The 14,496-nt window shown below is 35.0% G+C and carries 9 protein-coding genes; 1 reads left to right on the forward strand and 8 read right to left on the reverse strand.

What is annotated here, in order from left to right; all coding sequences use genetic code 11:
- Window positions 1-305: 305 nt before the first annotated feature.
- Together yunB and tyrS are read right to left on the reverse strand one after the other, a co-directional pair.
- Window positions 306-950, reverse strand: coding sequence for a sporulation protein YunB (yunB, locus tag ACPLOV_RS06435; protein WP_068748783.1), 645 nt, complete (start codon window positions 948-950; stop codon window positions 306-308).
- 48 nt (window positions 951-998) lie between these two features.
- On the reverse strand, window positions 999-2,222 hold the full coding sequence (tyrS, locus tag ACPLOV_RS06440) for a tyrosine--tRNA ligase (protein WP_424910843.1): 1,224 nt from the start codon (window positions 2,220-2,222) through the stop codon (window positions 999-1,001).
- Window positions 2,223-2,353: 131 nt separating this feature from the next.
- Here tyrS and ACPLOV_RS06445 point away from each other — a divergent pair, with 131 nt between their 5' ends.
- On the forward strand, window positions 2,354-4,699 hold the full coding sequence (locus ACPLOV_RS06445; RefSeq protein ID WP_424910844.1) for a transglycosylase domain-containing protein: 2,346 nt from the start codon (window positions 2,354-2,356) through the stop codon (window positions 4,697-4,699).
- A 99-nt stretch (window positions 4,700-4,798) separates the two neighbouring features.
- Here ACPLOV_RS06445 and ACPLOV_RS06450 read toward each other — a convergent pair whose 3' ends face one another.
- From ACPLOV_RS06450 to pheT, 6 genes are read right to left on the reverse strand one after another with little or no spacing between them, the layout of a single operon-like run.
- Window positions 4,799-5,254 carry a DUF523 domain-containing protein gene (locus tag ACPLOV_RS06450; RefSeq protein WP_424910845.1) on the reverse strand — a complete coding sequence of 152 codons (456 nt, stop codon included), beginning with the start codon at window positions 5,252-5,254 and terminating at the stop codon, window positions 4,799-4,801.
- Window positions 5,251-7,626, reverse strand: coding sequence for an endonuclease MutS2 (locus ACPLOV_RS06455; protein ID WP_424910846.1), 2,376 nt, complete (start codon window positions 7,624-7,626; stop codon window positions 5,251-5,253). The genes ACPLOV_RS06450 and ACPLOV_RS06455 overlap by 4 nt, the downstream gene beginning before the upstream one ends.
- Before the next feature lie 17 nt (window positions 7,627-7,643).
- Window positions 7,644-10,070, reverse strand: coding sequence for a DUF3656 domain-containing U32 family peptidase (locus tag ACPLOV_RS06460; RefSeq protein ID WP_424910847.1), 2,427 nt, complete (start codon window positions 10,068-10,070; stop codon window positions 7,644-7,646).
- Window positions 10,067-11,788 carry a DNA polymerase/3'-5' exonuclease PolX gene (gene polX, locus ACPLOV_RS06465; RefSeq protein ID WP_424910848.1) on the reverse strand — a complete coding sequence of 574 codons (1,722 nt, stop codon included), beginning with the start codon at window positions 11,786-11,788 and terminating at the stop codon, window positions 10,067-10,069. Before polX ends, ACPLOV_RS06460 begins: the two co-directional genes overlap by 4 nt.
- A gap of 4 nt (window positions 11,789-11,792) precedes the next feature.
- Entirely contained in the window at window positions 11,793-12,068 is a 276-nt protein-coding gene (locus tag ACPLOV_RS06470) for a cell division protein ZapA (protein ID WP_068748790.1), read from the reverse strand.
- A 14-nt stretch (window positions 12,069-12,082) separates the two neighbouring features.
- Complete coding sequence (gene pheT, locus ACPLOV_RS06475) at window positions 12,083-14,485, reverse strand: phenylalanine--tRNA ligase subunit beta (protein WP_424910849.1); 2,403 nt, start codon at window positions 14,483-14,485, stop codon at window positions 12,083-12,085.
- Window positions 14,486-14,496: the final 11 nt, after the last annotated feature.

Consider the following 14,496-nt stretch of genomic DNA (forward strand, 5'->3'; position numbering starts at 1 on the left):
ACACACCTTTTTCTTGAAACTCTCAGGCGTGACACTGTTCAGTTTCCAAGGTCCAATAATGTTTAAAAATTTTGTCCATTTGCTTGGGATTTTATTATATAATATGATTTACCCTGTTGTCAACTTTTTTATTATGTTTTTTAATGATTTTGGACAACAATAGCTATTTTAATTTAACATAAAAATTGATTAGTTTCAAACCAATATAAGTAGAATAAATACTAATTAAGCTATTCCATACACATTTTTTCTAATACTTAATCAGTTATATTTAATTATGCTCTGTTATTCATCTTATTGCTATATTATTTAAAGTCCAGAATAGTTTGTGGAACAGTTCCTACTATAATAGTTTCAGCTATCGGAACATTAGTATTAACTTCCACCTGAGAGCTAAAAAAAGGTTGAACCACTTTCACTTTTGCCGTTATTGAGAGTATTATTTTATGTCTTGTTTGATTTATTCCCGCTTCTTCAAAGGCTTCCGTAGTATCCACTTCTGCAGTGCCTACTGGTTGTAACATTATATTAATATTAGGTCCTATATTTGCCAGAATTTTACTTCCGGTAACCAGCCCTAAGGGTATTTTTATAGTCTCCATCGAAATTTGCTTTAATTTTTTTACTGCTTCTAACGATGTTTCCGTTTCTATCCTATTAATTTCTACTGTATTAATCTGAATTAGTGTAATCTGCCCGTTTACATCTTTATGTATTGTAATAAGGTCTTTATATTGAATGTTTTTTGCAATTTTTTCTTTTATAGCATTATTAATCGCCTCTGTGGCAATCATCCTTGCTCTTGCTTCAGCAATTGTCTGAACAGTAGGGGCTATTTGATGTTCAATAAAACTTAATACAATTAATACAGCAATAAATATAAAAAAAAGGATAATATATAAACTAAAATAACCCCTTTTCACCCTGAACAATCTGTACTTACCCCACATAAAAAACCCCTCCATAATTAAAATATGCTGGAGGGGTTCTTAAAAGTTTTAATTTTTTATTGAAATTTTGGCAAATTTCCTTTTTCCTACCTGAACTATTACAGGTTCTTTTAGATCAATATCAACAGGATTTTCTATACGTTCACCGTTTACTTTAACGGCTCCCTGCAAAATTAATCTCTGACCTTCGCTGTTAGATGAGGCAAGACCTGTTATGGATAAAAGTTTAGGCAACCATATCTTTTTTTCTGGATTCAAATTATCTTCAGGGATGAAATATTCAACCATTTCATCCGGCATATCTTTTTTCTGAAATACTTTTATAAAATTTTCTTCAGCTTTTTTTGCTTCTTCCAGGCCATGATACATTTTTACTATTTCCTTAGCCAGAGCCATTTTTACATCTCTTGGGTGCAGCAAACCATCTTTTAAACCTTTTTCTATTTTCTTTATTTCATCCTTTGGGATGGTAGTAGCTAAGTTGTAATATTCGATTAATATCTCGTCCGGAATCGACATCACCTTTCCGTACATTTCTTTGGGAGGTTCATTTATACCTATGTAATTTCCAAGGCTTTTGCTCATTTTCTTTGTGCCGTCTATACCTATTAATATTGGCATTAGCATGGCAATTTGAGGTTCTTGACCATACTCTTTTTGCAATGTCCTACCCATTAAAATATTAAATTTCTGCTCGGTAGCACCCAGTTCTACATCGGCTTTTAATGCTACTGAATCATAACCCTGCATCAATGGGTAAAAAAATTCATGAATAGAAATTGGCTTTCCTTCTTTAAAACGCTGCTGGAAATCTTCTCTTTCCAGCATTCGTGCTACGGTGTACTTGGAAGAAAGTACAATAACATCTTCAAAATTCAATTTGGCAAGCCATTCACTATTGAACCTGATGGTAGTCTTTTCAGGATCCAGGATTTTAAAAACCTGTTCTTTATAAGTTTTTGCATTTTCCATTACTTCTTCTCTTGTTAATTGTTTTCTTGTTTCGGATTTTCCAGTGGGATCCCCAATCATCCCGGTAAAATCCCCAATAATCAAAATAACTTCATGCCCTAAATCCTGAAATTCTTTCAGTTTTTTTAACACTACCGCATGTCCAAGATGAATATCCGGCGCAGTGGGATCAAGTCCCAATTTTGCTTTCAGAGGTGTTTTGCTCTCATAGGATTTTTTCAATTTACTTAATAATTCATCTGGCGAAATAATTTCAGCAGTATCTCTTTTTAGAATTTCAAATTGTTCCTCTGGTCTCATTCTATTCCCTCTCCATTTTATGTTTTTTAACGATTATAACATAGTCAAAACATTATTTCAAACCCATGTTTTTTGATTTATTTTATTTTTGACAACTGTGGTATAATAAAAATTATAGAGAGGGGGATTGTATGGGAAAAAAGAAAAGAAGAAACTTATTTAGAGGGCTTGCATTAATAATTTTATTTTTTTTCCTGGTGGCTTCCGGAGTTGCCTTAGGAGTAGCATATTCATATATAAACACAGCTCCACCCTTTGACCCTAAAAAGTTAAAGCCCAGCGAAACTTCTTTTGTACTGGACGAAAAGGGCAATGTGGTTTCGGAACTTCATGGAGAACAAAACAGGATACCCGTTTCCTTAGAAGAAATCCCGGATAATTTGAAAAACGCCTTTATTGCGATAGAAGATCAATATTTTTATTCTCATAAAGGGATAAACATTCGTTCAATAATAGGTTCTTTAATCACGGACCTTATAAAAGGAGGATATCATAGAGGTGCAAGCACCATTACCCAGCAGCTGGTTAAAAATGCTTTTCTTACGCAGGAAAAATCGTTAAAAAGAAAAATTCAAGAGGCATGGCTGGCAATACAATTAGAAAGGCATTACACAAAAAATCAAATTCTTGAATTTTACTTGAATCAGATTTATTTCGGGCATTCTGCCTATGGGGTAGAGGCAGCTTCTCAGCTATTTTTCGGAAAACATGTAAAGGATCTTACTTTAGCCGAGTGTGCCATGCTGGCCGGAGTACCCAAAGGCCCTCAGTATTTTTCACCCTATCTTAATTTTAAAAACGCCAAGGAACGTCAGGAGTTAATTCTCGATAAAATGGCAGAATTGGGTTACATTACGAAAGAAGAAGCAAAAAAAGCGAAGGAAGAGAAAATTAATTTAGCTGGTTTAAATACACCAAAGGCTAATTACAAAGCCCCATATTTTACAGATTACGTTGTGCAGGAAACTGCCGAAAAACTGCAAAAATCCTTAGGAATTTCCCAGGAGGAAGCTTATGATAGAATTTATAACGGTGGTTTAAAAATTTATACAACTATTGACGTTAATATTCAGGAAGCTGCAGAAAAAGCATTATCAAATCCTGCAAATTACCCATATACAAAAAACGATAAAAACGGAATACCCCAGCCTCAAGGCGCTATTGTGGTTCTTGACGTAAAAACCGGAGCAATTAAAGCACTGGTAGGAGGAAGAGAACATTATCAAAAATTAGGTCTTAATCGAGCTTATCAATCTTATAGACAACCCGGATCCGCTTTTAAACCCATAGTGGTTTACACAGCAGCTATAGATTCAGGATTTACAGCCGCCAGCGTCATAGACGATTCTCCCGTTTTTTATCCCAGCGGCAGTGGGACCTGGTCTCCTCAAAACTTTTCCGGTGATTACAGAGGATTGACACCTCTCTGGAAGGCAATTGCAAGGTCGGTAAACGTGGCCGCCGTAAAAGTGCTTGATTCCATCGGAGTTGATAGAGGAATTGAATATGCTAAAAAGTTAGGAATAAAAGACTTAGTTTTAAAAGGCAGCAAAAATGATAGACAACTTGCCATAGCTCTCGGCGGCCTTACAAAAGGAGTTACTCCTTTAGAACTCGCTTCCGCATATCAAACCTTAGCAAATCAGGGAGTTCACATAGAACCTATTGCCGTATTAAAAATTGTAGACAGAAACGGAAGAACATTATATGAAGAAAAACCACAAAAATGGGTTGCGGTTAGTCCTCAGACAGCTTTTATTATGACGAATTTATTAAAAGGACCTATTTATGACCCCGAGGGTACTGCAAGAAGGTTATCAAGTTTTCCTTACCCGGTCAGGGGTAAAACAGGTACAACTTCCGATAATAAAGACGTATGGTTTGTAGGATATACTCCTTATTATGTAGCTTCTGTCTGGATCGGGCATGATGAACCGGTTCCCATGAAAGGTGTATCCAGTGGAAATCAACCCGCTAATATCTGGATGCAGGTAATGAAAGAAGCTCATAAAAATCTACCTTATAAAGACTTTGATAGACCTGATAATATAGTTGGGCCAATCCCAGTATGCATGGATTCGGGAAAACTTCCTACAGAACTATGTTATAAAGATCCAAGGGGTCCAAGGGTAGTAGAACAATACTTCATTAAAGGAACAGAGCCAACGGAATTTTGTGATGTTCATGTAGAACTGGATGTGGATATTACAAACGGACTGCTCGCCACTCCCTATTGTCCCCCTGAGCTGGTTCAAAAGAGGGTATTTATTAAACGTCCGCCATTTATCCCTTCAAAAGAAGGAAAAATTCCATTAGATGTAAAATATCAAGCTCCGGAGCAGTACTGCCCCGTTCACTCGGCTCAAAACCCTGTATTCCAAACTCCTGTAGAAGGAGAGCTTGATGGAAATCCTTTACAAAACCAGCAAAATCATTTCAATAATAATGGAAACAACAATACGAATGATAATTTATAATTTACAGTAATAATCTAAATGTAAAAAAAACCCTTAAAAGTTTAGCCTTTCGTGGGGCGAATAACTTTTAAGGGGTTTTATTTTTATTTTATTATTGTTTTATTTTTTCCTTAAAAACTCTTCCGAAGAAATCACTTGAATCCCATTTTCTAAAAACAGCGCTGCGGTTACCCCCGTTCCAGCTTTGATTTTATTCTTAAAAGAACCATCGTAAATTTTCCCACAGCCGCAGGAAGGGCTTTTAGACTTTAATATTGCTTTTGTTATACCATAAATCTTTGCCAATTTTAAGGCTTCATAAGCACCTTTAATGTAATTTTCCGTAACATCTACCCCATCTTTGGTAATTACCCTTGCAATCCCCTTCAAAACATCAAATCCATCCCCTCCGCTAATCTCTGCAGGGCTTCTGGGAGTTGGTAGCCCTCCGGCCTGCTCGGGACAAAAAGGGATTATAATTTCTTCTTTTAATATGTCGAGAAAATTCTTATCGTAATTGTTCTCACCATTGTATTTACTGTTTAAACCAATTAGGCAGGAACTTATAATAATCAATTAAACTCCACCACCGTTACTCCAATTCCACCTTCATTATAATTTCCGGGTCTAAATGTCTTCACATCTTTTCTCTTCTTCAATAAATCCTGAATACCTTTTCTTAAAATGCCCGTACCCTTACCGTGAATTATCATTATACTTGGAAGTCCAGCAACTCTTGCATCGTCTAAATACTTTTCAACTTTTAAAATTGCCTCATCAAGAGTCAGTCCCCTTAAATCAATTTTACTTTCGATATTTTTTGCTTTTTCAATGCTAATAGTTGAGTAACTGATTGAATCTTTTACTCCCGTTGAAGCCTCTTCTATTTTGCTCAAAGTATTTAAAGGTAAATTTATCTTCATAATTCCAATGGAAACCAATGCTTCTTTTTCTTTTTCATTAATTTCGACTATAAAACCTTCTTGATTTAAACCTTCTACAAAAACCCTATCTCCCGGTTTAAAATTCTCATCCTTTAAAAGCTTTTTGGATTTTTTTATCAGAGGTTTCTCATCCTTTAACTCTCCCAGGTTTTCCCTTAACCTTTTCCTTGCCAGTTCTATTATACGATCTTTGTTTTGCCTCTCATCCAAATCTTCTACCTTTTTCAATTCTTCGATAATATCCTCTGCTTCCTCTTTTGCCTTTTCTAAAATTCTTTTTGCTTTTTCTCTGGCTTTTTCAATAATAATTTCTTCCTTTTCAGCAAGCTTTTTTTTGGCCTCTTCCAGATATGTTATTTTTTTATAATAATTTTCTTTTAATTCATTTAACCTTTTTATTTCTTCGTTTAATTTTTTTCTCTCTCCTTCCAGACTTTTTAAAAGCCCTTCCAATTCCAAATTTTCCTTTTTAAGAAATTCCTTAGCCTTCTCAAGAAGTTCATGTTTTAACCCTAATCGTTTTGCAATTTCAAAGGCATTACTTTTACCCGGTATTCCTATGGTCAATTTATATGTTGGACTTAAGGTTTCTACATCAAACTCAACACTTGCATTTTCCATACCATCCCTGGAAAATGCAAAGGTTTTTAATTCACTGTAATGGGTTGTGGCAATTGTCCTTATACCCCGTTCATAAAAATAGTTTAATATTGCCATGGCAAGAGCAGCACCTTCGGCGGGATCCGTACCCGCTCCCAGTTCATCAAGTAAGACAAGGCTTTTTTCGTCAGCGTTTTCAATTATTTCCACAATATTTTTCATATGAGAAGAAAAAGTGCTTAAAGATTGCTCTATGCTCTGTTCGTCTCCGATATCCGCAAAAACTTCGTTAAAAACTGCTACTTCGGTTCCTTCTTCCGCTGGAAGATGGAGTCCCGATTGAGCCATGATAGCAAAAAGTCCTACCGTTTTGAGGGTAACCGTTTTCCCACCGGTATTTGGACCGGTAATCACCAGAACATGGAATTTATCTCCAAGATACAAATCTATTGGAACCACTTCACCCTTTAAGATAAGGAGGGGATGTCTGCCCCGTTTAATATTTAGATAACCTTTTTCATTAAACATCGGTTCAATGCCGTTAATTTCTATACTGTAATTAGCTTTTGCTAAAATAAAATCCAGCTCCAATATTACTTCATAACTATTTTTTATAGAATCATAATTATCCGCTATCTTTTTGGTTAGTTCTTTTAATATCCTTTCCTCTTCTTTTTTTTCTTCAATTTCTATTCTCCGAAGTTCATTATTTAATTCTAGCACCGATAAAGGCTCTATATACAAAGTTGCACCGCTTGACGATTGATCATGAATAATACCGGGAACACTTGTCCTAAATTCCTGCTTTACCGGTATTACGTAGCGTCCCTGCCTAATGGTTACTATTGGTTCCTGCAGGAATTTTTGGAAAGAAGGTGATGAAATTATTGATTCCAGCTTTTCTCTAATACGCGAAAAGAGGACCTTTTTTTCTTTTCTTAAAGAAGCCAGTGCCGGGCTCGCATTATCGGCTATTTCTTCCTCATTGAGAATCGCTTTAAATATTTTTTCCTCTAATGAATAAAAATTATGAAGGGAAGCCACCAAATTTTGTAATATTTCATATCCTTCTATTTTCCACTCTTCCCAATTTTTTTTAATTACTCTTGAAGTCTTCATAATTTGAGCTACATCAAGGAGTTCTCTATTATTTAACACCGCACCAAATTTTGCTCTCTTTAATGAAGAGGATATATCCGGAATATACTCGAAAGGCAGTCTGAACCCCCTTTTCAACAATGCTACTCCTTCTGATGTTTCTTTTTGTAATCTTCTAATTAAGGGGAGATCTTTAAGGGGCTCTAATTTATCAATCCTTTCCCGGGTAATATCCGATACAGCGTATTCTTTTAAGATATTTTTGACCTTATCAAATTCCAGCTTTGCTAAAACCTTATTATTCAATAAAATCACCCTTTTTACTATTTTACTCCTCTAAAATAATGTCCAAAGGTATAGTATTTTGCTATATCTTCTTCAGGGATTTTTTCTTTTTCTCGAATACTTAAATAATAAGCTTTTGCTATTTTCTCGATTTCCTCGGGTTTTCTTCCAACCAAATATAATTGCCCGAACATTATATTAGCCATTGTCAAAGTTTCGATGTGATTTATCATACAGATTTCATAGCAGTTATAAATATGGCTCCTATTTTTTTCATCGACAAACACCTTGAATTCTTTTCCGAGCCTATCCTTAAGATAGGCTATATTTAAATCTTTCCCCGAATTGGATTTTATAATATTATGTTCACTCACGATCAAAGGTAAATACCCATGAACAATACTTTCTAACTCCAAATCTGATTTTAATTTTTCTATTGCTCTCAGAGAAAGTTCGGGAGAAAGGACCACTCTTTTTAAGCCCAATTCTTTTAATACTTCTATGCTTACACTATTAAAAATATTTAATGAAAAATCAGCAATACAATTTACATTCCTCTCAATAAAATAATTTAATAACCCGTTATTTCCAGCAACCACGCCGTCTATTTTTGTGAGCAAACTTTCATCTAAACGCTCAGATATCTCGCGAATATCTGCCTGTTTCGTTATTTGCGGTAAAGCCAAATAAAATTTCTTTCCTTCTTTTTTTGTAATATTTAGCGCACTTTTTAGTTGACATAAGGTTTGCTTAAGATTTTGTCCTCCAAAATAAATTTCATCTATATATGAAATACCTTTTTTTAGTCCTTCCAGATTATCAACTCTTAAAGTAATCTTCATGAGTTCCTTATTTTTTTGTTCATTGCCCTTATTTTTCTCCTGAAAATAAAATAAAAACGCCTTATAATCACCATTGACCCTTTTATTTTTATATTTTTCTATTCTTTGTTCATAAAGTTTTCTTATAGCTTCCTGTCTTAGATCGTTTAATGCACTAAAAGGTAGAAGGATATTTTCATCCATATCTACTTCAAACTCTTTTAAGCAAAAAACAGTATTTCCGAGCCTTGTCAATTTTTCTTTAATTTCCTCTAAGGAAGTTGGACGTTTTTGAGCTTTTTTTACAATATAATCCGACTCTAAATAGATATTATTTTTATCCTCATCTTCAATACAAATCTTTAATCTGTCATTAAGCTTTGCATAAAGTTTAATCTTTACCGGGATTTTTTTACTCAAAGCAGGTTCTTCATAGGACCTTTTTGCTTCTTCCAGTAATTCCACATCTGATGTTTTATAAACGGCAGTGCCTTCTTTTACCTTCCCTTTCGTTTTAATTTTCACTATTTCTCCGGGCTTAGCTTTAAATCTTTTATTATTTTTTACATAAAACTCGGTGACCACATATCCAAATCCCTCATCATCCCTTATATCTATTCCATCTCCCACCCGAAGCTCCTCTTGCAATAATATTTTTGTCATACTGTTTTCAGGCTCAAAGCCTACTACCTTCCCCAGCAGTATACCTTTGTTCCTCGGACAATCTACGCTCATTAAATCTTTCCCCGGATTCCCAAAATAATAGCCGGTAGTAAAACTCCGGTTAAAAATCTGTAAGAGCTTTTTATATTCTTCTTCGGATATAAAAAATTTCCCTGGATTTTGTAAAAATCTATCAATAGCCTTTCTGTATATAGAAGTTACTACTGCCACATATTCTGGTCGTTTTAATCTTCCTTCTATTTTAAAAGAATCTATCCCGGCTTCTATTAAAAGAGGTATCCTTTGGATAAGATTGAGGTCCCTTGTACTCATAAGATGTAATTTGGAAGAAATTATGTTTCCCCACCGGTCCAATAAGTAATACGGTAATCTACAGGGTTGAGCACACTGTCCTCTATTTCCGCTCCTTGCTCCTATAAAACTGCTCATCAGACATTGTCCCGAATAACAAAAACAGAGGGCGCCATGAACAAAAGTTTCTATTTTTAAAGAGGTATTTTCCTTTATAAACTTTATCTCTTTTAAAGATAGCTCCCGTGCAAGAACTACCCTGTCAAAATTCATTTTTTCGAGAAACTTCACTCCGTGTAAGCTGTGTACGGTCATCTGGGTACTGGCATGGACCTCCAAATCGGGAAAATATTTTTTAATAAAATAGCCAAGTCCTATATCCTGAACAATAATTCCATCGACCCCTATACTGTTTAAAAAATTTATAAAATCACCGGCTTCGTAAAACTCGTCATCGTATATTAAGATATTGACTGTAACATAAATTTTCACACCCTTAAGATGGGCATATTCGACAGCTTCTTTTAATTCTTCTCTTGAAAAATTCGATGCCGAACGGCGGGCATTAAATTCTTTTCCTCCCAAATAAACCGCATCGGCACCATTTTCTACCGCAGCTTTTAATGCATCAAAATTTCCTGCAGGGGCCAATAATTCAGGTTTTTTCATGTTTTTTTCAACTCCGTCAATAATTCTTTTAAACTTCTGGTATTCAAAACATCTTTTTTTTCAAGCCATGCCCTTCTTGCCACATAAACACCATTTATTATATCCTGTAGTGCCCCTTTTTCATGGGCATCGGTGTTTATAACCAGCTTTACTCCCTTTTCTTTTGCCCTTTTAGCGTAAACATCCACCAGGTCCAAACGGTCAGGAGTGGAGTTTATTTCCAGAGCGGTATTTGTTTCAAATGCCTTTTCAATTATTTTGTCAAGGTCTAATTCATACTTTTCTCTTTTGCCCAGCAACCTGCCTGTGGGATGTCCTATAATTTTTACATAAGGATTTTCCATAGCCATTATTATTCTTCTCGTTAACTTATCCTTATCCTGTTTAAATCCTGTATGAATAGAAGCCACAACGATATCCAGTTCCTTTAATATTTCATCTTCAAAATCAAGTATTTCATCCGACAAAATATCTACTTCTATTCCTGTAAGGATTACAAAATTTTTGTATTTAGCATTCAAATTTTTTATATGATATATCTGTCTTTTTAGCCTTTCTTCGTCCAATCCATTGGCAATTTTGAGAGATTTTGAATGATCTGTAATCGCGATGTATTCATAGCCAAGCTCCATTGCTTTTTGAGCCAATTCTTCAATGCTGTCAATTCCATCACTCCAATCGGAGTGCATATGAAGGTCACCTTTTATATCTTCAAGGTTAAGTGATTCGGGCAGCTCATTTTTTAAAGCTTTTTCCACCTCGCCTCTGCCTTCTCTAAGTTCCGGAATAATATAGGGAATTCCTAATTTCTGGTAAATATCTATTTCGGAATCCGGATAGTATTTTTCTCCATTTATTAAAATATAATTTTCCGAAATTTTTAAACCCTTTAATTTATTAAGCTCTTCCAACTGTAAGAGGTGTTTTTCATTACCAGTATATACAAAAAGGGATGTAAAAAAGGATTTTTCTTCAACAAATATAAACTCTAAGGTAATTCCTAAGTCAAGAAAAAGCTCTATCCTGTTTTCGTATATTTCTTTAATATTTTTTATACGAGGAAATTTTAAAAGGACAGAAATGACTTCCTTTTTATCTTCTTCATTGCAGGAAATAACCGCCACAATTTTTTCAATCATCTCTACCCTTCTGCGCATTTCACCGGCAAATTCAATTTTCACCTTTAAATTGGAAGATTTTATAAAATCCCGGATTTCTTCTGCAAGGTAAAGCGCCGTGGACAATAATATTTTTCCTTGATTTCCTTTAAGCATTAAAATACCTTTGATTATCGCCTGTTCGGTTTTTACTCCGAAGCCTTTCAGACTTCTTAATTTCTTTTCTTTCGCAGCTCTTTCCAGCTCTTCAAGAGTATCAATTTTAAGTTCATCGTAAATTGTTTTTATTTTTTTTGCTCCCAGCCCGGGTATCTTGAGCATTTCCAGTAAACCTTCGGGGATTTCCCGTTTAAGTTTTTCATAATATTCACAGGTACCCTTTGTTAATATTTCATTAATTTTTGCTTCAATAGCAGGACCAATCCCTTCGATTTCTTTGAGCGAATAGCCTCTCTCAACTAAATCTTTTATCTCTACGCTAAGGCTTGTTATAGATTCAGCTGCCTTTTTGTAAGCCTTTATTTTAAAAGTGTTTTCTCCTTTTATTTCCAGCATTTCGGAAATTCTCATAAAAATACCCGCAATCTCAAAATTTTTCATAATCCTACCTCTTATCTTTTTTTTCTTCATCAAATAATTTTAAGAATTCCTCATACTCTGCTTTCAAAGTAAAATACTCGTCAGCAATTTGTATTGCAGTAAGTACCGCTAAATCTACCCTCCCCAATTCTGGATGTAGCTTGGAGATTAATCGGAATTTCTCGTCGACATAAGAAGCAACTTTTTTTATATATTCCTGAGAAGCTGAGCCTTTCAAAAAATAATCTTCTCCATTTATTTTTACCTTTACCCTGTTACTGTTTTCAGGTAATTTTCGCATTATTTTCCCTCCGCTCAGCTTTCTCTTAATTTTCCGGAGAATTTTTCTTCTACAGCCTTTATTATTTTATCCTGAATTTCGTTTATCTCTTCATCTCTTAAAGTTCTTTCATAAGAACGGAACAAAAGTGAAAAGGCTACGCTCTTTTTCCCTTCCGGAATTTTTTCTCCTCTGTATATGTCGAAAATTTCAATATTCTCGAGTAAAGGACCTGCAGTCTCTTTTATCAATTCAATCACATCGGCCACTTCTATATTTTCTTCCAGGACAAAGGCTAAATCCCTGTCTGCCGGGGGAAATTTAGGAAGTGGTGTATACCTGATTACCTCATCGGATTTTTCTACTAAAAGATCAAAATCCAATTCTGCCACATAAATCCTTTTACCCTCCAGCTCATAGTTTTCAGCTACATCCGGATGTATTTCCCCTACTACGCCCAGTAAATTATCATTTAAATAAATTTCAGCACATCTCCCAGGATGCAAAGCATAATATTCAGCCCTCTTAAACTTTACTTGTTTTATCCTCAAAGCGGCCAAAAGGGTTTCTATAACTCTCTTTATTTCGTAAAAATCTATATTGCTACCAAACATGCCAAGGGTAAGCCTCGTCTTTTCCTCGGGTAGTTCTTTCAAAGGTAAGGATTCTGTATGGTATGTTTTGCCAATCTCAAAGATCCTTACCTCTTCAGCTTTTTGGTTAATGTTAAATTTTACTACATCAATAATACCCGGTAATAAAGTCGTCCTTAAAACACTCATTTCCTCCGATAAAGGATTAATAATTGAAATCATCTTTCTATGCGGATGTCCTTCCGGGACCATTATCATGTCTAACTTTCTGGGGTTAATTATAGAATAATTGTATACTTCTGAAAAACCATTATTGATAAGTAATTCTTCTACTCTTGACTTTATCCTGTGGACCTTTTTCGTTTTTCCGACTGTAGAAATTTCAGAAGGTAAACTTGAAGGAATATTATCGTATCCATAAATTCTTGCTATTTCCTCAGCTAAATCTGCAATACAGGTAATATCCCTCCTGTAAGAAGGAGGTATAACATATAGCTCTCCATTTTCTTCCCCGACTTCAAAATTCAGTTTTTTTAGTATTTCGGCCATTTTATCCAAGGAAATATTTGTTCCCAGCAACCGGTTTATCTTTTTATGGTCCAATTTAAGACGTACTTTTTCCTGAATAACCGGGTAAACATCAATATACCCTTTTGAAATCTTTCCAATACCTAATTCTTCAATCAACTGACATGCTCTTTCAGAAGCAAGCATCGCGATTTCCGGATCAAGTCCTTTTTCAAATCTCATGGAAGCTTCTGTCCTCAGTCCTAAAGCGCGCCCTGTCCGCCTTATATTGGGGCCATAAAATACAGCCGATTCCAGCAAAACCGTTTTTGTATTTTCTTTAATCTCCGAATCTTCCCCTCCCATTATTCCAGCAATAGCAACTGGTCTTTCCTTATCTGCTATTACCAGCATTTCTTCATTTAATTCTCTTTGTTTTCCATCAAGAGTGGTAATTGTTTCTCCTTTACAGGCCCTTCTTACAATTATTTCCTTACCCTTAATTTTATCGTAATCAAAGGCATGAAGGGGCTGGCCCAGCTCAAGCATTACATAATTGGTAACATCCACAATGTTATTGATCGGTCTGACACCGCAAGCTTGAAGCCTTCTTTGCATCCATAAAGGCGATGGACCTATTTTAATATCCTCTATAACTCTCGCTATGTACCTAAAACACAAATCCTTGTCTTTTATAGAAACCTGAATTTTGTTATTTATCTCTTCCCTTCCTTCTTCTTTTAATTTAATGGAAGGATATTGCAACTTATAATCGTAAAAAGCAGCTATTTCTCTGGTTAATCCCAATATACTAAAACAATCTGCCCTGTTGGGTGTTAATTCAAATTCTATTACGCTATCTTCAAGGGGAAAATAAGCTTTAAAATCATCTCCTACCGGAGCATCTGGAGGAAGAATAAGTAAACCTTCACGCATTTCCTGAGGAAGACCGTGATCGTCTAAACCTACTTCTTCAGCCGAGCAAAGCATTCCCTCCGAAATTACTCCATTAAAATCTTTTTTTACTATTTCCTTTCCATTGGCAAGCACCGCTCCTTCTACTGCTACAACCACCTTATCTTTTTCTTTTACATTCTGAGCAGCAGTTATAATTGTCAAAATCTTTTCCTTTATATCTACACTAACTACCCGCAAATTTTCCGCATTAGGATGTTTTTTTATTTCTAAAACTTGACCTATGACAATACCTTTGATTTCTCTTCCTAAGTGTTCCACCGATGCTGCGTTAAATCCAACCATTGTAAGGTTTTTTGCTATAACCTCAGCCTCATCCGATATATTTATAAAATCTTTTGCCCAATTTATTGAAAAGAGCATTATATTACCTC

It is taken from the genome of Thermovenabulum sp. (genome assembly GCF_049723235.1).
GTDB lineage: Bacteria > Bacillota > Thermosediminibacteria > Thermosediminibacterales > Thermosediminibacteraceae > Thermovenabulum.